Source organism: Peribacillus sp. B65, assembly GCF_058513295.1.
Window position 1 is genome coordinate 299,091 of record NZ_CP195840.1, and the last position, 21,489, is coordinate 320,579.

The 21,489-nt window shown below is 40.4% G+C and carries 21 protein-coding genes; 8 read left to right on the top strand and 13 right to left on the bottom strand.

Annotated features, from left to right (window positions below; all coding sequences use genetic code 11):
• Positions 1 to 245 precede the first annotated feature (245 nt).
• Positions 246 to 752, top strand: a complete 507-nt coding sequence (locus ACSR9O_RS01500) for a YkyB family protein (RefSeq protein WP_101224517.1) — start codon at positions 246 to 248, stop codon at positions 750 to 752.
• 54 nt (positions 753 to 806) lie between these two features.
• Here the strand turns inward: ACSR9O_RS01500 and ACSR9O_RS01505 are convergent, their stop codons facing one another.
• Together ACSR9O_RS01505 and corA are read right to left on the bottom strand one after the other, a co-directional pair.
• Positions 807 to 1,712, bottom strand: coding sequence for a chemotaxis protein (locus tag ACSR9O_RS01505; RefSeq protein ID WP_491723809.1), 906 nt, complete (start codon positions 1,710 to 1,712; stop codon positions 807 to 809).
• Between the two features lie 353 nt (positions 1,713 to 2,065).
• Positions 2,066 to 3,040: a magnesium/cobalt transporter CorA gene (corA, locus tag ACSR9O_RS01510; protein WP_434169004.1), complete on the bottom strand. Its 975-nt coding sequence runs from the start codon at positions 3,038 to 3,040 to the stop codon at positions 2,066 to 2,068.
• Positions 3,041 to 3,197: 157 nt separating this feature from the next.
• Here corA and ACSR9O_RS01515 point away from each other — a divergent pair, with 157 nt between their 5' ends.
• Positions 3,198 to 4,346, top strand: coding sequence for an aminotransferase A (locus ACSR9O_RS01515; protein WP_260357012.1), 1,149 nt, complete (start codon positions 3,198 to 3,200; stop codon positions 4,344 to 4,346).
• 98 nt (positions 4,347 to 4,444) lie between these two features.
• Here ACSR9O_RS01515 and ACSR9O_RS01520 read toward each other — a convergent pair whose 3' ends face one another.
• The 7 genes from ACSR9O_RS01520 to ACSR9O_RS01550 all read right to left on the bottom strand — a co-directional run bounded on the left by ACSR9O_RS01520 (position 4,445) and on the right by ACSR9O_RS01550 (position 10,488).
• Entirely contained in the window at positions 4,445 to 4,810 is a 366-nt protein-coding gene (locus ACSR9O_RS01520) for a hypothetical protein (protein WP_034314117.1), read from the bottom strand.
• 64 nt (positions 4,811 to 4,874) lie between these two features.
• Positions 4,875 to 5,744 (bottom strand): NAD(P)-dependent oxidoreductase, encoded by an 870-nt coding sequence (locus tag ACSR9O_RS01525; protein ID WP_402941648.1) that lies wholly within the window; start codon positions 5,742 to 5,744, stop codon positions 4,875 to 4,877.
• Between the two features lie 38 nt (positions 5,745 to 5,782).
• A complete protein-coding gene (locus ACSR9O_RS01530; RefSeq protein WP_101224513.1) occupies positions 5,783 to 6,568 on the bottom strand; it encodes an SDR family oxidoreductase in 786 nt (261 codons plus the stop codon).
• Positions 6,569 to 6,875: 307 nt separating this feature from the next.
• On the bottom strand, positions 6,876 to 8,594 hold the full coding sequence (ptsP, locus tag ACSR9O_RS01535) for a phosphoenolpyruvate--protein phosphotransferase (protein WP_434169000.1): 1,719 nt from the start codon (positions 8,592 to 8,594) through the stop codon (positions 6,876 to 6,878).
• On the bottom strand, positions 8,594 to 8,860 hold the full coding sequence (locus ACSR9O_RS01540; protein ID WP_034314127.1) for a phosphocarrier protein HPr: 267 nt from the start codon (positions 8,858 to 8,860) through the stop codon (positions 8,594 to 8,596). Before ACSR9O_RS01540 ends, ptsP begins: the two co-directional genes overlap by 1 nt.
• Before the next feature lie 213 nt (positions 8,861 to 9,073).
• Positions 9,074 to 9,859: an ABC transporter permease gene (locus ACSR9O_RS01545; protein ID WP_491723810.1), complete on the bottom strand. Its 786-nt coding sequence runs from the start codon at positions 9,857 to 9,859 to the stop codon at positions 9,074 to 9,076.
• On the bottom strand, positions 9,859 to 10,488 hold the full coding sequence (locus tag ACSR9O_RS01550) for an ABC transporter ATP-binding protein (RefSeq protein WP_101224729.1): 630 nt from the start codon (positions 10,486 to 10,488) through the stop codon (positions 9,859 to 9,861). The genes ACSR9O_RS01545 and ACSR9O_RS01550 overlap by 1 nt, the downstream gene beginning before the upstream one ends.
• Positions 10,489 to 10,667: 179 nt before the next feature.
• On the opposite strand from ACSR9O_RS01550, the gene ACSR9O_RS01555 reads away from it, so the two are divergent.
• Both ACSR9O_RS01555 and ACSR9O_RS01560 read left to right on the top strand, forming a co-directional pair.
• A complete protein-coding gene (locus ACSR9O_RS01555) occupies positions 10,668 to 11,453 on the top strand; it encodes a thermonuclease family protein (RefSeq protein WP_491723811.1) in 786 nt (261 codons plus the stop codon).
• A gap of 853 nt (positions 11,454 to 12,306) precedes the next feature.
• Positions 12,307 to 12,783: a sigma-70 family RNA polymerase sigma factor gene (locus ACSR9O_RS01560; RefSeq protein WP_230177612.1), complete on the top strand. Its 477-nt coding sequence runs from the start codon at positions 12,307 to 12,309 to the stop codon at positions 12,781 to 12,783.
• Between the two features lie 63 nt (positions 12,784 to 12,846).
• Here ACSR9O_RS01560 and ykzS read toward each other — a convergent pair whose 3' ends face one another.
• The gene (gene ykzS / locus ACSR9O_RS01565; RefSeq protein WP_101224508.1) at positions 12,847 to 13,041 is read right to left on the bottom strand and encodes a protein YkzS; all 195 of its coding nucleotides are present in this window, start codon (positions 13,039 to 13,041) and stop codon (positions 12,847 to 12,849) included.
• A 454-nt stretch (positions 13,042 to 13,495) separates the two neighbouring features.
• On the opposite strand from ykzS, the gene ACSR9O_RS01570 reads away from it, so the two are divergent.
• Both ACSR9O_RS01570 and ACSR9O_RS01575 read left to right on the top strand, forming a co-directional pair.
• Positions 13,496 to 13,672 carry a YkvS family protein gene (locus ACSR9O_RS01570; RefSeq protein ID WP_064505160.1) on the top strand — a complete coding sequence of 59 codons (177 nt, stop codon included), beginning with the start codon at positions 13,496 to 13,498 and terminating at the stop codon, positions 13,670 to 13,672.
• Between the two features lie 189 nt (positions 13,673 to 13,861).
• The gene (locus tag ACSR9O_RS01575) at positions 13,862 to 14,476 is read left to right on the top strand and encodes a DUF8580 domain-containing lipoprotein (protein WP_260357010.1); all 615 of its coding nucleotides are present in this window, start codon (positions 13,862 to 13,864) and stop codon (positions 14,474 to 14,476) included.
• Between the two features lie 52 nt (positions 14,477 to 14,528).
• On the opposite strand, the gene ACSR9O_RS01580 is transcribed toward ACSR9O_RS01575, so the two are convergent.
• From ACSR9O_RS01580 to ACSR9O_RS01590, 3 genes are all read right to left on the bottom strand, one after another.
• Entirely contained in the window at positions 14,529 to 15,569 is a 1,041-nt protein-coding gene (locus ACSR9O_RS01580) for a YkvI family membrane protein (protein WP_101224506.1), read from the bottom strand.
• Positions 15,570 to 16,018: 449 nt separating this feature from the next.
• Entirely contained in the window at positions 16,019 to 17,713 is a 1,695-nt protein-coding gene (locus ACSR9O_RS01585; protein WP_427573970.1) for a M3 family oligoendopeptidase, read from the bottom strand.
• Positions 17,714 to 17,929: 216 nt separating this feature from the next.
• On the bottom strand, positions 17,930 to 18,367 hold the full coding sequence (locus ACSR9O_RS01590) for a MarR family winged helix-turn-helix transcriptional regulator (RefSeq protein WP_034314147.1): 438 nt from the start codon (positions 18,365 to 18,367) through the stop codon (positions 17,930 to 17,932).
• Between the two features lie 234 nt (positions 18,368 to 18,601).
• Between ACSR9O_RS01590 and ACSR9O_RS01595 the strand changes: the two genes are divergently transcribed.
• Together ACSR9O_RS01595 and ACSR9O_RS01600 are read left to right on the top strand one after the other, a co-directional pair.
• On the top strand, positions 18,602 to 20,017 hold the full coding sequence (locus ACSR9O_RS01595; protein WP_491723812.1) for an ATP-binding protein: 1,416 nt from the start codon (positions 18,602 to 18,604) through the stop codon (positions 20,015 to 20,017).
• Positions 20,018 to 20,159: 142 nt separating this feature from the next.
• Positions 20,160 to 21,383, top strand: a complete 1,224-nt coding sequence (locus tag ACSR9O_RS01600) for an MFS transporter (protein WP_101224503.1) — start codon at positions 20,160 to 20,162, stop codon at positions 21,381 to 21,383.
• Positions 21,384 to 21,489: the final 106 nt, after the last annotated feature.

Genomic DNA, 21,489 nt, shown 5'->3' on the forward strand with positions numbered 1-21,489 from the left:
CAAAAGCCGTCAGATTGAATTTTACTTCACTATATATTTTGAAGTGGTATAATATGAAAATGAATAGAAGGTAAAATGTTAGGAAATGATGGTCATACCTTAGAGATGTACATGCATTGTTTTTTCACTATTTGTGCCTGGTTGCGCACACGTCTCTATTTCAACCAATATATAAGACAGGTTTTGATTGAAGGACGTCTGTTTGTAACGTCCTTCTAACCTTATTAAGAAAAGGAGTTTCCATGATGAACCAAACGAAAGGACATTCTGAAAGGGATGAGTTTTCGATTAACTCCATTGCCCAAGCCGTGTTTATTGTCAATAAACATGCAAAGACTGCATTGGAGCCCAAAAATTTATATAATTTAAAACGGCTCGCATTAAGCAAGCTTATGCAAGAAGGAAAAGCGAAGAAGATTGGACTTCATTTCTCTGATAACCCTCGCTTTGCAGCACAACAATCCGACGTCATCGTCGAATGCGGATCATATGTTTTTCATTTACCTCCAACTAAGGAAGATTTGAAAAAACTACCCCACCTCGGCAGCCGGGCAGCCTCCATACGGAACCCTAAAGCCGCATTGTCATTATCCAAGGCAAAACAGATCCTGCAATCTTACGTTGGACAAGCAGGTGAAAAACAACCTAACCCTACCAACACCGAGAAAAGGGCTCACGGGCGTGGGTCGGTCAAGCAACCTTTCCACAATCCATTTCCATCCTCCTTTTTAGGAAAAGGTTCCAAGTATTAATCATTGATAAACCAAACGGGCCGTGAGGTAATGCCTCACAGGCCCGTTTCACATTCATAATACCAATCTGTCTATCAACTTTATTAGCTCTGCAATTTCTGGCTTGCTGATCTGTGCGTCAGCCCCTACGACCTGACCTTTATGACGCAGGCTGTCCGTAATCAAAGAAGAGAAAATAATCACCGGCAATCCAGCGAGTTCCCCGTTTTCCTTTATTCTTCTAGTCAAATGATGCCCATCCATTTGAGGCATCTCAATATCGGTAATCACCAGTTGCACTTCTTCTTCAACCACTTTTCCTGAATCAATTAAATTCTCCAGATAATTAAATGCATCAAGTCCATTTTCATAAAACTCCAAGTACTTGAACCCAGCTTCTGACAATGTATCAAACAGCAGCTTCCTCAGTAATGGAGAATCTTCTGCAATCAGGATTCTCTTGTCTGAATTTTGCCGGATACCAAGCTTTTTAACCTGTTGGATGTTTATTCCTGATTCTGGATTGATTTCGACCATTATTTTTTCAAAATCTAGTAACAATAACATGTCACTATTTAATTTTATTACTCCGATAATCTGACTTTCAAGGCCTTGATACATATCTGAAGGCTTTTCGATTTGTGACCAGGAAATACGGTGGATCTGTGTTACGGTATGGACATGGAAAACCACTTTTTGCTGATTGAATTCAGCCACTATTAATTTATCCTGCTCAGGAGTTTCAGATGGCGGAAATCCTAAAGCATCCGCCACATTCACAACTGGAAGGACTTCTCCTCGAAGCTCAATGATCCCCTCCACATTTGGATGCGAATGCGGGACTAGCGTAATGGGGACAGGATTGATGATTTCCTTCACCTTAATTACGTTAATGCCGAATTTATTATTTCCGAGACCGAATTCCACTATCTCAAGCTCATTCGTTCCACTTTCAAGTAATATTCCTTTATTTGCTTCCATTGTTTCATCTCGCCCTTCTACTTTTTCATTTCATAATCCATAAATCATTTAACCGCTAGGAAAAATACCATGGTTTCATCAATGAACTCATACCTAATAATTCGGTTAAATATTTCTTTTGTTTAGGGCACAGCTAAAAAAAGAATCAAGAAGTGATTATTTATTAATACCAAACTAAAAAGGGACCCATCAGAGTCCCTTTTTCCATTCTCATTTTTCACCACTGCCATACCGGCCATCATATCGATCGTAAGGCTGTCTCTTCGATAAAAACCTCCATATTGGGTGGATCAGCAAATAACTCCTTGCAGCCCTTCTAAACCCACTTAAAATAGCAGGTCAGTTGGGTCTTTTCATCTCCTTCGCGACCTTTTCTTTGGATTGAGCCATCCTTTTTTAACAAAGAATAAAAACATCATCAAGGCAATTCCGCCCATCATTCCAAGAATGAGGAAATAGCCATAATGCCAATTTAATTCCGGCATATATTCAAAATTCATCCCGTATACGCCCACTATGAAGGTCAGCGGCATGAAAATGGTAGTGATGACAGTCAATGTCATCATCGTTGAATTCATATTATTAGAGTTCACAGACAAATAGCTATCTCGGATATCTGACGAAAAATCTCGATACGATTCAAGCATTTCAGTCAATTTAAGAAGATGATCGTACACATCATTAAAATAAAGGTGCTGATCCTTCAAGTAATTCAGACGCTCTGATGAGATCATTCTGTACAATAAATCACGCATCGGCAATATGGTCCGACGGAGCTTGGACATATCTGTACGTAAATCGAAAAGCTGATCCATCAATTCGTTAATCGTGTCATTTTCAGTATTTTCCTCAATGCTGCCCAATTCGCTTTCTATTTTATAAACAGGCGGGAAAAATTCATCGACGATCCTGTCAATTATCCTATGCATCAAGAAAAAGGGACTTTGCTTCAACATTTTATTACCAGCAATTTCTTCCCATACTTTTTCCAGTTCAAGCATGTCTTCCTTATGAAAACTGACTATCCATTTTTCACCAACAAACATATCCAATTCCACTGCTTTAAATACCTTCTCCCTTAGAGCATGTATCACAAGAAATTGGTAGCCCTCATAAAAATCCATTTTGGGACGTTGGTTAAAATCATCCAGGCAGTCTTCGATTGCCAGCGGATGAAAGTGAAAATGATTGGTTAAAAGTTCGATTTCCTTGTTTGTGGGGTTGGAAAAATCCACCCAGTACCACTCGATATCCGAATTATTCATTTCGGTTAGCGGTAAACCAAAACTGACTTCATGATTAGAAGTTATTGCGCAAGTCCTTATCATATGTATCAACCCTCAAAATTTTCTTATCATACATTATACCTTTAATTCATTAATCTCAAAAAGTTTTCTCCCCCCTCCAAACTAAATGATAAAATAGAATGAATGAGTCAAACATTGTACATAATTCATGTAGTAAGAAAAGGGAGGATATTCATAGATGGAACATTTAATAAACCCTCTAGTAAAAGACGTTAAAATATCAGGAATCCGTAAATTCTACAATATGGTAGCTGATATCGAAGGCACCATTTCCTTAACGATAGGACAGCCTGACTTTCCAACTCCGATGCATATTAAACAAGCTGCAAAACATGCCATCGATAATGACTATACCGTTTATACTCACAATGCGGGCTATTTGGAATTACGGGAAGCCGCTTCAAATTATGTAAAGGATAAATACAAGCTTAACTATGATCCGGAGAATGAAGTGATAGTGACCTCTGGTGCCAGCGAAGGCATAGACATTACGTTCCGGACGATCCTCACCCCAGGAAACGAAGTAATATTACCGGGTCCGGTATATCCGGGATACGAACCCATCATAAAGATGTGCGGGGCAACACCTGTTTATGCCGATACAACAAAAAATGGATTTCGTTTGACTGCTGATATACTTGAAAAATACATAACTGAGCATACCCGGTGCATCGTTCTGCCCTATCCATCGAATCCGACCGGGGTTACATTATCTGCCGAAGAATTATTGGACATTGCCGAACTTGTCAGGGGCAAGGACATCTTCATATTGGCTGACGAGATATACAGTGAACTGGTATTCGATCAGGAGCATGTTTCGATTGGCACTTTCTTAAAAGAACAAACCATCGTCCTGAACGGACTGTCCAAGTCCCATTCCATGACCGGGTGGAGAATCGGCCTTCTGTTTGCGCCTGCAGCCATCTCTCAGCATCTCCTGAAGGTTCACCAATACAATGTGACCTGTGCCGCCTCCATATCGCAGAGAGCTGCCTTGGCAGCATTGACGGCAGGCAGAGATGATGCAATCCCCATGAAGACTGAGTATGCACGGAGACGGGAATACGTATTCAGCCGCTTACAAGCGATGAATCTGGAAGTAGTCAAACCAAATGGTGCCTTTTACTTTTTTATAAAGCTGCCTGAAGGCTATGCCTCTTCGCTTGATTTTTGCCTTAAGCTTGTTCAACAGGAAAAAGTGGCAGTGGTCCCTGGAGATGCATTCTCTCCCCTTGGTGAAGGGTACTTCAGGATATCTTATGCATATTCCATGGAAACCCTTGAAAAGGCTTTGGATCGTATTGAGGCTTTTTTAGCCATAAAGTAACCGAAAATAAAGCGGCCTTCAATTGAATGAACAATTGAAGGCCGTTTTCCTATTTTCAAAGTTGTATGCTACCGAAGGTTTTTCACCAAGTCAGTCAATTAATACAACCTCCGTAAGAAACGAATTTCCCGATATCCCTCTTCCTTATTTGTCGTGGTAAGGCTCACTTCAACGATTGACCCAAGTAAATCAGCCATCACTTCTTCAAATTCCTTTGCGGAGCGCGGCTTTGAAAAACCTAAACTCTTCAATTCGCGCATCAGGATCTGAAAACCGGCATTCGTTTCGATATGACTGAATTTCACCGGCAGTATCAGCGGACTTTCATTCATTAATTTCAGATCCCAACGAATGGGCTTTGTTTGGTGAATGGTTTTTTCTCGCTTAAAACCTTCAATCCTTACAATATATCGACCATCTTCTAATTCCTGGAATTTCATATTGATATCATCGAATTCGCCCATAGCTTTCACTCCTTTTTGTAAAGGCTGTCGCTATCAGCTTATTCATGATATAGAAATGCTAGCACTAATTATAATGTTTATATAATGCTTGTGTACCGCTATTTTCCTCGCCAGCTTCTGCCAGCCCCTCATATAGGGATTTGCTTAGGCTTAATCCAGGAGCGTCCATTCCCATTCTTTCCGCTTCATCAAGTGCAATCTTCATATCCTTGATAAAGTGCTTGATATAAAAACCAGGTTCAAAATCCCCTTCAACCATTCGCGGCACAAGATTGGACAGTGACCAGCTTCCGGCGGAACCCGATGATATGCTCCTTAAAACCCGGTCCGGATCCAACCCGGCCTTTTTGGCATAGGAAATCGCTTCAGTCACTCCGATCATATTGGATGCAATGGCGATTTGATTGCACATTTTCGTATGCTGTCCTGAGCCAGCCGGGCCTTGGTGGACAACATTGCTGCCAATGATATCAAAAATGGGCAGGACAGCTTCAAATGCCTCACTAGACCCGCCGACCATGATCGTAAGCTTCGCATCACGAGCACCGATATCTCCTCCGGAAACCGGTGCATCCAATGATTCCATGCCCCTTTTCTTGGCTTCTTCTGCAATTTTCACTGCCAAAGATGGAGTGGATGTCGTCATATCGATTAAATGGGTTCCTTGTTTCCCGTTCTCGATAAGCCCATTTTCCCCCAGATAGATTTCTTCCACATCACTAGGGTATCCCACCATGGAAATGATCACATTGGCTCTCTGCGCAATTTCCTTTGGTGCAGATGCCCACTTCGCTCCCTGTGAGAGCAGCTCACTTGCCTTATCTTTCGTCCTTGTATAAACAAACACCTCAAATCCCGCCTTAAGAAGATTTGCGGCCATGCTTTTTCCCATAACTCCTAAACCTATGAAGCCGATCACTTTGTTCGATTGCATATTGCAGATTCCTCCCAATCATTTTGTTTCAAAAAGTCTTAAATGGACTTTATCATTCCTCCGTCAACTAAATACGACTGGCCCGTTAAATATGTATTAGCGCCTGAAACAAGGAAAGTAACGAACCTTGCAAATTCCTCGGGTTCCCCATAACGGCCAAGAGGGATTTTGTTAATCGATTGTTCAGTCACCTCCTCAGGAGTGACGCCTTGTTTCTCCGCATTCATTTCATCAAGGTGCTGAACGCGGTCTGTTGCGATTCTTCCTGGACCGACTGTATTGATCAAAATCCGGTCCGGTGCTAATTCTGAAGCTAACGTCTTTGACAATCCAACGATTGCCGTCCGGAATGTATTCGATAATATCAATCCTGGAATCGGTTCCTTAATGGATGAAGAAGCAATATTAACGATTTTCCCGCCCTGTTTTTTTAAATGTGGCAAGCTTTCACGGATCGTCCTGATGAAACTTAGTAAATTAAGTTCGAAGGATTGTTGCCATTCTTCATCATTGAAATCCGTAAATGAACCCCCTGGAGGACCTCCGGCGTTATTAATAAGAATGTCGATACCGCCGAATTCCTCAGCAGTTTGCCCAACCAGGCTTTTAATATCTTCAGCTTTTGTTATATCCGTTACCTTATAAGAAACTTTACCCGTCCCAAGCTGCGATAATTCCCTTTGTACGGCGGCAAGCTTTTCTCCATCACGGCTTGCCAGCATGACATTTGCCCCTTCCTTAACCAATTCAGCTGCCATAGCCTTCCCCAAACCTTGACTTGAAGCTAAAATCAAGGCATTTTTCTTTTCCAAATGTAATTCCATATAATATTTAACCTCCAATTTCTTAAAATCATAATTCCATTATATCGTCATAACCGTAAAGTGAAAAATCTGAATAATCATTATTGTGATTTTTATTTACAAAAAATAGCCGGTTGGATAACCCAACCGGCGTCAAAGGGGGAAATGAGAATGTCAGCTGCCCTAATAGAGCTAAACAACTGTGCTTGCTTTTTATTTACCCCCATTTTGAAGCAATAAACATTTTTTCTCAAATAATCAAGCAAGAATTACAGGACAGCACCCCATCCGAAGGTTCTGTGGATGGGGTGCGTTTTTCCTGATATATTTATTTCTTCAAAGCGTTAACTACCGCTTCTTTCACATTATCATTCGTATCAAGCCCTAAAACTTCCTGAGATAGTTTTTTCATCTCTTCAAGTGAAAGTTGGCTAATTAGAGAACGTGCTTTTAAAATCGAAGTGGCACTCATTGAGAATTCATCAAGGCCCAATCCGATCAATATCGGTATGGCCACTTCATCTCCAGCCATTTCCCCGCACATTCCGGCCCATTTCCCTTCTTTATGAGCTGCATCTATTACCATTTTAACCAGGCGTAAAATCGCTGGATTGTATGGTTGATATAAATAGGATACTCTCTCATTCATTCGGTCAGCGGCCATCGTATATTGAATCAAGTCATTAGTGCCAATGCTGAAGAAATCGACTTCCTTAGCAAAAATATCCGCCATCACTGCAGTTGAAGGGATTTCAACCATGATTCCGACTTCAATTTTTTCGGCAACTTGAACACCATTATCAAGCAATTCCTGCCTAACTTCAGCCAAAACGGCTTTAGCTTCGCGGAATTCAGCAAGCGTGGCAATCATCGGGAACATGATTTTCAAATCTCCGTAAATGCTTGCACGAAGCAGGGCACGGAGCTGAGTCCGGAAAATCTCCTGCTCATTTAAGCATAGGCGTATAGCACGGTATCCAAGGAAAGGATTCATTTCCTTAGGAAGCTCTAAATATGGCAGCTCCTTGTCCCCGCCAATATCAAGCGTTCTGACGACTACAGGCTTACCTGACATTCCTTCCAGCACCGCTTTGTATGCCTCGAACTGTTCTTCTTCACTTGGAAAGTCATTTCTGCCCATATAAAGAAATTCCGTACGATATAACCCGATGCCTTCACCGCCATTTTGATGAACGCCCTCAAGATCTTTCGGCGTACCAATATTGGCTGCCAATTCCACATGATGGCCATCATTTGTAACGGTTTTTTCATTAACCAGCTTAGCCCACTCAGCCTTTTGCATGGCATAGGCTTCCTGCTCCTCTTCGTAGCGTTTCACGAGTTCAGGAGTAGGATTGATGTGAACTTCACCCTTTAGCCCGTCAATTATGACCAAGTCACCATTTTCAATGGACGAGGTCACTGACTTCGCTCCAACGACTGCTGGAATTTCCAATGAACGTGCCATTATGGCTGAATGGGATGTACGTCCACCAATATCTGTCGTAAATCCTTTAACATATGCCGGATTCAACTGTGCTGTATCGGATGGAGTCAAATCCTCCGCAATGATGATCACTTCTTCAGCAATCATGCTCGGATTAGGAATATGAACACCTAAAAGATGTGACAGAACCCGTTTCGTGACGTCACGGATATCCGCCGCACGTTCCTTCATGTATTCATTATCCATTTGTTCAAACATCGTAATGAACATGCTTGCGGTTTCATTTAAGGAAAACTCAGCGTTGACGCCTTCTGATTGTATTTTATCCTGAATTGGAGTGATAAGTTCCGGATCAGCCAAAACAAGCAGGTGCGCGTCAAAGATAGCGGCTTTATCGGCCCCTAAATCTTTTTCGGCTTTATCCCTGATTATCTCCAATTCATTTGTTGATTTTTGAATAGCTTCCTTAAAACGGGATATTTCAGCCCCGACATCTTCTATGCTTCTTTTTTCAATCGATAAATCTGGCTCAGTCAGTCGATAGGCTTTAGCGATGGCTATTCCGTTTGAAGCTGCTATTCCACTAATCAAAGTGGACATTATTCTGCTAATCCTTCTCTGTTTAACGTTTCAGCAAGTGTGTTTAGTGCATCATTTTCATCGCTTCCTTCAGCAGAAATCGTAATTTCCGCCCCTTTGCCAATACCTAGAGACATTACACCCATAATGGACTTAAGGTTCACTTTTTTCTCTTTATAAGCAAGGTTTATTTCTGAATCAAATTTTCCTGCAGCTTGTACAAGCAATGTAGCCGGACGAGCGTGAATTCCTGTTTCTGCAGTTACTGTAAATGTTTTTTCTACCATATAAATCAATCTCCTTTAAGATAAATTAACAAAAATAGGTTATGTAAGGGGTTTTCTCCATCCATCAGGAAAGAAACGAAAAAAAGAAATGCCCTTTTCCTTATCAGGATAGCATTATCATTCCCAACAAACAAACCAAAACTATTGGTACCTACAAAATAGTACAAAAATATAGAAGGAACTGCAACTATTACTTTTCAGATTCTTCAATGTTTAAATGGACAGCTGTGCATTTTTGGTAAAAAAAGCCCTGAAACTCAGCATAATGAAAAGGACCACCGTTAATGAAACACTTCCGAGAATCCCGATTAGTATCGCAATCTGGTACTCAATAGCGATTAGCGGGCTTATCCCCGACAGGATTTGCCCTGTCATCATTCCTGGTAGGAAGATAATCCCCATCCCGAGCATATTGTTCAAAGTCGGGAGCACTGCCGAGTCGAATGCAGCATCCACATATTTCTTAACAGCCCTCGCTGGAGTCGCTCCAAGCATCAGCATCGCTTCTACCTTTTCACGATTACTGCTAATCCCATCATGGAGGTTTTTAAGCGCCAATGTCACTCCTGTCATCGCATTTCCCACGATCATTCCAGCAATTGGAATGAAATACCTCGGCTCATACCATGGGGTGAAATGGATCACGACCACATTAAAATAAAACAAGGCAGCCATGGGACCTGATAACATACTTAGGATAACCATCCTTTTGATTTTCTTATTAAGTGTATGGGACACTTGCTTAAAAATATTATGGATGGAAAACAGGGACATCGCACATAGAAATCCCAAAGAAAGTAAAGGGTGGGGATTTTCAAAGATATATGTCAAAACATAACCGGCGAGAACGAGTTGGACCGTCATCCGTACCGTAGCGAGCACGATTTGATTTTCCCGTGAAATCCCGCGCCATTTCACGATTATGAGCAGGATTACTACAAACACGTAGGCCGCACAAAGACGCCAGAACTCAATATCTATTATCCCATTCGCCTCCATTAATAGTCACCCTCCTTCGCCTTTTTCAGAACGATCCTCTTTTCAGCACAGATGTCCGCAAGCTGTTTTGAATGGGTTATCATGATGACCGTTCCTTTTTCCCGCTTTACTTCTTCTAAAAAACGGCTCATGACCGTCAGCTCGGCTTCCTCATCGAGAGCCGAGGTCGGCTCATCCAGTAAATACACCTCGGGTTTCAATAAAAGTAGCCTCGCCAGTGCCAGCCTCTGTTTCTCCCCGCCAGAAAGATTCTCCGCCCCCTCGTCTAAAGACTTCTGCAACTGGACGGTTTCAAGTGCTTTAACCAATTCGGCTTTATCCTTTTTTTCCCGTTCCGTCAATTCCAGGCCAATCTGAAGATTTTCTTCAATCGTACCAGGTAAAGTGAACGGTGCCTGAGAAAGCATTGTGACTTTACGCCGGAGCTCTATCGGGTTGAATTTATCCAGCAGCTGATCCTGATAATAGATCGAACCGCTATCCGGGTCATCCATCCTGTTCAATAATCGGAGCAGTGAGGTTTTTCCTGCACCGCTTTCCCCAGTCAAGCAAGTAACCATACAAGCGGGTATTTTCAAATCATCAATTTTCAAAATCCCTTTATACCTAATATTTTCAAGCCTAAATATCATTTTGCACGCCTGCCTCCCTTACTCCACCATATCATTATAAGAAACTATCATGATACGGGGTAGCGATGCATGTAAAATTTTTCATTTTCTTTCGCTTTTTTATGGGTTAGTATTAGTCCTGCCGAATATATCCATGACGGACGTGGAAAACACCTTAATAAATGGGGGGACTTATCATGAACGGAAATTCCTTGTTACATTCTTATCTGAATGTTTTTCTCCTGGCTGCACTTTGCCTGATTACGTTGTCTGGCTGCCAGGCAGCATCAGATGACCAGATTAATCAATCCAAACAGGAAGATTCAATTTCAAATGAAGAAAAAGGCAAGACATTCACAGCCGAGATCATCAAAGTTGTTGACGGAGATACAGTAAAAATCAAAATGGATAATGGAAATGAAGAAACGGTCAGGCTCCTTTTGGTAGATACTCCAGAAACCGTGCACCCATCCAAGCCCGTTCAGCCTTTTGGACCTGAAGCAAGCAAGTTCGCCAAGGAACTCATGCCTGCGGGCTCTGAAGTGGAAGTAGAAACCGGCATAGGTGAAAGGGATAAATACGGCCGGCTGCTGGCCTATTTTTATGTTGATGGCAAAATGGTGAATAAACTCCTGCTGGAAAAAGGACTGGCAAGGGTAGCTTATGTTTATGCACCGAACACGAAATATCTTGAAGAATTGGAAGATACTCAGAAACAAGCCCAAAGAGACGAAATCGGTATTTGGTCTATTGAAAACTATGCAACTTCAAAGGGGTTTGATGATTCCCAGTCAAAAGAAGTAACAGTGGAAAATCCGACTGGATCTTGCAGTAACCCGCAAATTAAAGGGAATATAAACTCTAAAGGCAATAAAATATATCACATTCCTTCGGGCCAATATTACGAAATAACTAAACCAGAAGAAATGTTTTGTACCGAACAGGACGCACAGGATGCCGGTTTCCGAAAATCGCAAAGTTAACAAATTCAACGGTTTATCAATATGCCCGCTTCCGAACTCGCATTTGGAATTTTTTGAGGGGTGGTACAAAATGAAATACAACCAAAAATATTTCGTTACTGCTTTTCTCCCCCGCTTCCTTATTTTTAAAAACTAAATGATGATTTGGAAAATTACACATCTTTAAATGTACAGACTGCAGGCAAATTAAAAGAAGATCCGTTTGCCTGCAGTTTTTTATTTTAAAAAGATCCAGCGGATTTCAGAAATCCGCTCCCTTTCCGCCGTCTGCCTGCCTCCATCCAGATAGTTTCCATCATATGTATAATAAGCAAAAAAACAAGTAGGAACCTATTTTCCTTTAAAATAATGGTCGGGGTGAGAGCCTTTCGAACCTTCGTTATTATCTAGTTTGTAGACAAAAGGAGTTCTATCTTTTAAAACATATTTGATTGGAACGGAAGGCGTGATACTCCTGCGGGAAAAGCGAGTGCCCTACCAAATTTTACAACCCCTCCAAAAAAAGTTTTATATTCACAATTCGGAATGAGACCTTTCCAAACTCCCTTTTCTCGACAAACGGAGCATTCATGTGTATGGCTTTACATTGAGTGAAGAGGAAAAACTAAAAAAAATAGTAGTGAATTGTTTCGGCACATCCAATATCAGGATGTGTTTTTTTCATTTGGTCACCTTTTTCAAGATTATCTGAATCTAGTTTTTCCCTTCAATAAGGTTCTTTTCAGCTCCCTTAAAACCCACTTTTTCCCCCTCCATTTTTCCGTTACGCATTTTGGCTATATATGATCGTTTTATTTATGGTAGAAGCACCCGGGAATACAGAAAAGTGCACTTTCTAAAGGTGACTTGCTTAATGGAAGATTTCTCAGCACTAACGAAGGAATTCACCCCGATGATCCATCATATTATCCGCTCACTTTCCATCTATAAAAATAAGGAAGAATATTTTCAAGTAGGCTTGATTGCTTTATGGGAGTCATTGGGGAATTTCAATGAGGAATACGGAAAATTCTCCAACTATGCCTATACGGTAATCAAAGGCAAAATTCTGAACGAATTAAAGCATCATCATAAATATGAGATCCGCACTGAACCCTTTGATTCCTTCATATTAGAGATTAAGGATCCTTTTACGATGCATGAAGAGGCCTTTGCCATCGATAATATCTTAACCTACACGGAAGGATTGACACTGAATCAGCAACGCTGGCTTTTACAGACATACCTCGAAAATAAAACAGTGTCTGAAATCGCTGAGGTCTATCAAGTCACTGCAGCAGCCGTCAAATCATGGAGAAGGTCCGCTTTAAAAAAATTAAGGAACAAGTGATTTTTCCATTGTAAATAATTTGGGGTGGCTCAATCATGAGCCACCCCAAATTATTTACATCGATTAACTTCTCGCTTCTTCTAAATACGTATAAATTATCACACCGTTATGTTGGGCATTCCCCCGAAAATGTTTAAAGTCTTCCCTTTTAACAAGAATCTCACGAAAAGCTAAAAATTCTTCTTTTGTTATCCTGAATTCATCCATTTCCCGGTTCGCCAGTTTATCGAGTACTTCTTTTGCTTCATCTGCATTCATCATATTATCCTCCTTAATTATCAAATGTTCCATCATATTCAGACAGGAGAAATTCCGTTTTCATTTTAACATAAGCAGGCCACTAAATATAAATCAGAATTTTTTGAGGCCCTCTTGCTACATTATTCTTTACGTATGCTTTAAAATAGTGCAAACTGTATAGTAAAATATCATAATGTAAAATGATTGGCATATTTTGTACATAGAATTACATACTGGTACGTATAACTGCGTTTGCAATATATACCAAATTATGCCACATCATTACAGCTGGTCCATTTCAAGAATCGCACCTCCCTTTAAAAGTTTAGCTTACTGTACCGACATGAGAGATAACTAATTCTCTTACTGGCACTTCCCACGTCAAAATCTAAACGGCAAGATGTTCGAATAATCCAATTACTCCATAGTTACTTTTTGATCATTGGAAACAAAATGGGAAAGGATGATTACCATGAAGAAAGCGGAAGTTGGAAATATCATTGAATTTAGAGAAGGCTTAAAAGGAATCGTCGAGAAAGTGAACGAGAACTCAGTAATCGTGGACGTCACGTATATGGAAAATTATCGTGATTTGGAACTTGAACAGAAAACCGTCGTCAACCATAAAAATTATAAAATCATAGGTTAATACAAAACGGGATGGTTTCTCTATACCATTCCGTTTTTACTTTTTAGCAAGCGTATGAATTGATTCTTCAGTTTTTTGTAACCATTTCCATTTTACTCCGTCTAATTCATTAAAGGGCAAAACACTTGTATGTGGTGCAACATATCCAAATTCAGATTTGAATTTCTATCAGAAAGATGAGGGAAACAAATGACTCGTTGGACACGTTATATTGGCTGTGTCACATTCGCCGCTATTCTGCTGACTGGCTGCGGTACGACCACAGACGAAAATGCAGATGAGCCACAAGAGGGTTCAGTAAAAGAGGGGAACGAAGGCAATACCTCTCAAGGAGATAATCGTAATAACAAAATAAGACTGATGGAGCAAAACCTGCAATATTCAATTAACGGTGAAGCAAAGGAAAAAACAGCGTTCTTAAAAAAAAGTGATAATCAACCGTTCAGCCTTTATGTTTTGCAACAATTCAGATTAAGTGCCGAAGAACCTGGAAAGGATATTGTGTTCCTGACTGAAGATGACTCCATTTATATGAGAATAGAACTATTGAATACGGATGTCAATTGGGATGAGGTGGAAAAAAATGTTCAATCCCAGCTGGAAAGCATTTCAGAAACGATTAGGGATCCTTCACTTGAAATCGAGGGCGGCACGGGATTTGAAGTGGAAAGTGGGGATGATGTGATCACTTCCATATTGCTCAAGGATGAAAAAGCACCCGTCCGCTTAACTATGTTCACAAAAAAAGATCGAGATTACCGGGATGCTTTTCTAGAGATGGCTAAGACGCTGATGAAAGGATGAACATTGATTCCCCCCTGATGCGGAGGGCTAAGTTCAGGCCCCCCGTTCTTCATCACTCCTTCCCCGCCTTGCTTTTCCAGACCAGAATTAAAAAAAGGAGGCTTATGTATCCAAAAACCGGATAAATATATCCTAGTAACCTTCCATAGCCGAATTCACTAATGATCAAAGCTATTAAAAAAATCACCGCTATGATCAGCATGCTTGGCAATTTAATATAACTGCTGATTTGCCTCTGTAATCCATATATGTTTCCGATGACCGAAGTGAATATCTCCCCGTAAATCACCAAAATGAACATCCAATATAACTGACTGGCTGCCGTTCTCATAATAACTGCTGAAGGAATTTCATAACCATTCACGTCAGGAAGTGTCATAAGTGAAAAATGCCCCGTCAATAAAATGATCGTAAGGAATATCCCTCCAAGGATTGCTCCATGTTTAATGACCTTCTCATCTCGAACTTCATAAGCAACCGGAACCAGCACAGCCTGTGCCAAAGCAAGGTTAAAGGCTGTATAGGCAAATGGTGATAAAAGCATTTTCACGGTGATCACTTCATCTGGAACTTTTGTAAGGGTCTTAAAGAAATCCCCATTACCCAAAGTCGAGAAAAAAAGGATCAAACTAAAACAGATCATGATTGGTACAACAAACGAGTTCACAGTGAAAACACCGCGCATGCCCATCATCAGGACCAAGGATGCCAGTATGATCGTAGACCAACTTCCTATACTTTTAGACACGCCAAGTTGTTCTTCGAAAACGGCTCCAGAGCCCGAAATCATGACAGCTGTCACCCCTAAAAGCATGATAAGGAAGAAGATGTTGATGATTCCTGCTATTTTCCTGCCAAAAAGAAATTGATTGAACTCCTCATAAGAAGATGCTCTGATCCTTGCGGAAATGAGCATGATTTTCGTTCCAGTGAAAATGAAAATATAACCTGCTATTAAAATCCCGATAAAACCATAAAAGCCATAACGGGTAAAAAACTCGACAATCTCTTTTCCAGTTGCAAATCCTGCACCGACGACTGTGCCTACATAAACCGCTGCAATCTGAAAACTCCCTGACCACCTTGACAGCATACTCTCACCTCCTCCCTACATTTATATGTAAGGAAGAGACATTTAAGACAAGCCGAGTAATATTCCTTTCGTCGGCTGTTTTTTTCCTGGGTTACTTCCTCTCATTGTGCAGTCTGAAACTCCTCATGCATTTCACTGTGAATCATCATTCCGAACGTATGAAAGATTTAAAAAAACGCTTGGAATAATCTCCAAGCGTTCAGACTGTAAACAAATTAATAAAAGTTCCAATTGATTTCAGAAATACGCTCCCTTTGCCGCCGACTGTCTGCCATGCCGCATCAAAGCAGGCGCCTGTGGGGTCTCGGCTAGTCAGTAATTCGGCAGGAGTGTCGCAAAATTTCTTCAATCCAATAATAAGGTTTCTTTCTATATAAAACTTTTATAATCATGATTCGGAGTTAGACCATTCCTTCAAGTATCCAGTTCGTATCATCAAGCCTGATATTTCATAATGCCTTATCATCTACAGTGGAGAGCCATTCGTCTATCACCTTCACAACGGACTCTACAGTCCCGTCAACAAATGGGGATTTCAGATTCGCAGATTCAACGAGATCAAGAAAAGACTTGCTGCCTCCAAGTTGGCACAGATTCAAATAATCCTCCCAAGCCGTTTCATCTTTTTCAGTCGACCTTTTCCAGAATTGGAAAGCACAAATCTGGGCCAATGTATAGTCGATATAATAAAAAGGTGATTGATAAATGTGGCTTTGCCGCTGCCAATACCCGCCATTCTCCAAGAATTCATTTTCTTCATAATCGCGATGCGGCAAATATTCCATCTCGATCTTACGCCAAGCCTGCTTTCTTTCAACTGGTGAAGCATCAGGATTTTCATAGACAAAATGCTGAAATTCATCAACAGCCACCCCATACGGAAGGAATATGAGGGCACCGCTTAAATGGGAAAACTTATACTTTTCCGTATCTTCCTTGAAAAATAGCTCCATCCATGGCCAAGTTAAAAATTCCATGCTCATCGAATGGATTTCACATGCTTCATATGTGGGCCAATAATACTCAGGAATGTCAAGATCACGGCTGCGAAACACTTGGAATGCATGACCTGCCTCATGTGTCAAAACATCTATATCCCCGGAAGTTCCGTTGAAATTGGAAAAGATGAATGGAGCTTTATAGTCTTCTATAAAAGTACAATAGCCTCCGCTCTCTTTTCCTTTCTTCGCCACAAGGTCCATCAGGTCATTATCTATCATATAGTTGAAAAACTGATTCGTTTCAGGCGAAAGCTCCTTGTACATCTTTTTCCCGTTTTCGATGATCCACCCGGCATCGCCTTTTGGAGTGGCATTACCCGTTCTGAAATGAAAATTCTCATCATAATAGTTCAGGTTCTCCAATCCAAGACGTTCGCGCTGACGTTCCTTCAGCCGGGTGACAAGCGGTACCACTTCCTCTTTCACCTGCTTGCGGAATGAAGCAACCATTTCAGCATCATAATCAGTCCTTGTCATTCGATAATACCCAAGTTCCACGAAATTCCCATAACCGAGCGCTGTCGAAATTCCATGCCTCACCTTGACAAGGTCGTCGAATATACGATCCAATTCCTCCTGCTTTTCTTCAAAGAAACCGTAGTATGCCTCACTTGCATTTTTCCTTAATTCACGATCCGAGGACTCCATAAAAGGCTGAAGCTGCGCTAGTGTTAATTCTTTTCCATCAAAGGGGATTTTTGCAGAGGCAATCAATTGTGAATATTCGCTTGATAATTTATTTTCTTTTTGCAGCTGTGGTATGATTTCGGGCGAAAAAGTTTTGAGTTGGGCATCTGCCAGGTCAAATAGTTGAGTTCCCCATTTCAACTCAAGCTCCTTGCGATATTTCGAGCGAACGAGTTCATTGTAAAATTTGGAGGTTAACTCTTCCATTTCAGGGGAGAAGTCATCTAAATAATCATTCTCCGCTTTATAAAAATCATCATTGGTATCAATGGAATGCCGTATATAGACCAAATTAAACATCGTACCTACATAATTTCGAATTTCATTTATTTCTTCCATGGCTTTTATTTGTGCATCGGCATTAGCAGCGTCAGTAAACTTTTCCAAAGCTTTCATGAACCGTGTTTTAATTTCATCCATTTCAGGACGTTTATATTCATACTCATTAAATTTCATATGTACGCTCCTTTTCACGATATAAAAACATTTTTTTCCTGTATAATCCAGAGTAACAGTTTCCAATCCAGGTCACATTCATCATTGTCACGGTTATCGTAATATAAAAATTCGCCACAGCGTTATTAAAAACCTCTATGTCCTCGAAACAAATTCAGGTTTTATCAGACATAAAAAAACCAGCACCTGCAGTCAATCCGGGTGCTGGTTCTTTAGCTAATTTTGGGCGGAATACCCAATCTTTTTAAGCAATTCGATCACGGTGGCCTTTTCATCTTGCGTAAGTACACTCATGATATCATCGATTCTTTTTTCATGCTCAGGAAATACTCCTTCAATGAAGGCCTTTCCTTTATCCGTTATTTTTGCAAAGGTTACACGGCGATCCTCTTTACATGCAATTCGCTGTAGATATTCCTTCTGTTCAAGTTTATCCACAACATAGGTAATGCTGCCGCTCGCCAGCAGGATCTTTCCGCCTATTTGCTGAAGAGGCTGATCCCCTTTATGATAAAGTAATTCCAGTACTGCAAACTCTGTTGGATTCAAACCCTCTTCAGCTATATGTTTATTTACTACATCATTAATGGATCGATGAGCTCTAGACATCACGATAAACAGTTTCAAAGACTGTTGGATGTTATTATTCTCCATAACTTCACAACCTTAAAAATTTTTAATTAAAATATCTTGAATTAAAAGTTATTATATGACATAAAGACTTCTTTGTCAATCTGCCCTGTTAGTATGCACTATTGTTTAATCAATCATTTTGATATACTTGAAAAAAAAGCTAAAGTAGTGACAAACATGAAAACAAGGCATAAATTCACCACATATCTACTTATTGTTATTTTACCATTAATTTTTCTCTCTATCATTTATTGGATGCATTTAGATCGTTCCATTCAAAAAGAAAGACAGGAACAAGCTAAATGGGCGGGAACGGTTTATCAAGAATACATAGATCAAGTTATCAGTGAAACGAAGGAAAGCCTTGAGCTGCTTAGCCTTAGCAGTTCCATGCTTTATATGGATGACAAAAAAACAGAACTTCTTTTGAAATGGATCAAAGATACAGATTCCAGGTATGCAGGAGTGTATTGGCTAAATCGCGACGGTGTGTCCATTTCAGGGACGAATAAGAATTTCCATCATAACTATTTAATTGAACAGAATGATATTGAGCGTGCCTTAAAAACTCAAAAAGCGGTTGTTGCAGAAACAAAAGAGCTACATAGCCATGATTTTAATTATTTTTCCATTTTTGCTCCCATTCTGGATCAAGATAGAAAAGTGCAAGGGTTTTTATTAGCACAAATCAGACTGGATCATATGGAAAAAAGATTAAAGATCCTTAACCCCGGTCATACCTTTAAATTGGAAACAAAGGACAAAACCCGAATTATAGATATGAATGCCGAAGGATTCACTGGACATTCAAAATTGGTGGATTTCCCTTTGACCGAAGTCGATTGGACACTGTCGGTCAAAGTGCCCGATAAGATTAACACAAATGACATGAATGTTTTTTTAATGCTTGTCTTTTTCACCTTCTTTTTTACTCACATGATCTATATCATCGTGGAGGAACTTATCGTTCGCAGGAATACCAAAAAACAAAAGTTACTAAACGAAAGCCAAAAAATAGATTTTGTCGGTACTTTAGCTGCCAGTACTGCACATGAAATAAAAAACCCACTTACCGGCATAAAGGGGCTAGTGCAATTATTGGTTGAAAAACACCCTGAAGAACAAGATCAGTTCTATTACTCTGTCATCATGAAGGAAATTGAACGGATCAATAGCATCGTCAGCGAATTTTTAATTTTAGGGAAGCCAATGGCCCAGACTTTATCCTTATATGATATTCGCAGTATCATTGCTGAATTGAGACCAATAATAGAATCAGAAGCACGTCACTTCAATATTGAAGTGGAATGGAATATCATAAAGGAGCCGATCCGGGTTCATTGTACAAAGGACCAACTCAAACAAGTCATTCTTAACATTGCCAAAAACGGTTTCGAGGCCATGGAAGTTGGGAAAAAGTTAAAGATTCAAATTCACCATGAAAATGAATGGGCTAAAATCATGATCATCGACACCGGGCAAGGACTGAATGAAAAAGATATAGATAAAGTGTTCGATCCCTTCTATACATCGAAAAAGGAAGGAACCGGATTAGGGCTATTTGTGTGTAAACGAATTATTGAATCTTTTAACGGTACCATCGAGTTTTCAAGTAAACCTCAAATCGGTACAACCGTTACAATCAGCTTACCGCTGATAAAACATTCATAGCAATACATTGAAGGGTTTCATTTTTTTATGAAGACTAGTAACGATTCCGATTTATTTTAAGATGTCATGCATACGGTGTATGCCTCTTGAATCTATTTATTGAATAGGTAAAAATCTCAATCAGGAAGAAGGAAATAAACAGATGGGAAGTATCGCTGCCATTAAAACAAAACCGCAAAAACAGGATATGACTCTTAAAATCATGATCATCATAGGCATATGCCATTTAATGAATGATTCTCTACAGGCCGTCGTACCGGCCATGTTCCCAATCCTCGAAAAATCAATGTCGTTAACGTATACACAGCTGGGGATGATTGCATTCTGCCTGAATATCGTCTCATCGCTTCTGCAACCGGCAGTTGGGTTCTATACTGATAAAAAGCCATTTCCATATGCATTGCCCATCGGGTTGACCAGTACTTTAATCGGGGTCATCATTCTTGCACTTGCCCCAAACTATACCATTATCCTTGGTGCAGTCATCTTGATGGGCTTAGGGTCAGCCATATTCCATCCGGAAGGCTCCAGGGTTGCCTACATGGCAGGCGGATCAAAGAGAGGCCTGGCACAATCAATTTATCAAGTCGGAGGGAATAGCGGGCAGGCACTTGCCCCGCTCATCACAGCCATCGTACTTGTTCCTTTTGGACAAAAAGGCGCACTCTGGTTTGCCCTGGTTGCCTTAATGGCCGTTATCCTATTGCTGTATATTGCGAAGTGGTATTCCCAAAAGTTAGTTCACTTCCAACCTAAAAAGCTTGCTGCGAAAGTAATCAATAAAGAGCGGTCCCATAAAGTGGCAAAAGCCCTGGTATTGATATTATTCATTATTTTTGCACGTTCTTGGTATGTATCTTGCATGACGAACTTTTATAGTTTTTATTTGATCGAGCAGTATTCATTCACGATAAAATCCGCACAATTTTTCCTATTTGCCTTTTTGGCCGCTGGTGCTGTAGGTACGTTTTTCGGAGGTCCGCTTGCTGATAGATTCGGGCGCAAAAATGTCATTTTCTTTTCATTCGCTGCCAGCATGCCACTAACAGCACTTTTACCATTCGTACCTCCTACAGCCGCTTTTATCTTATTATTGATGGCGGGTTTCATTATAATGAGCAGTTTTTCCGTCACTGTAATATACGCACAGGAATTGGTCCCGGGGAAAGTCGGAACGATGGCAGGGTTGACTGTAGGGTTAGCCTTTGGAATGGGTGCCATTGGATCCGTTTCATTAGGAGCCATTGCCGATATAATTGGAATCGAATCCATGATTAAGCTAGTGGGATTCCTGCCATTGCTGGGAATCATCAGCATGTCGCTGCCGACTGATCAAACATTGAAAAAATGGTATGCAGAAGAGTAACTGCAAAATTGTTATTTCCTGGAACATATTTTTTGTGTCTAAATACAATAAATTATTGTTTCAACCCAAAAATTTAAAACAGTAACGATAAGTACCATACAAAGGA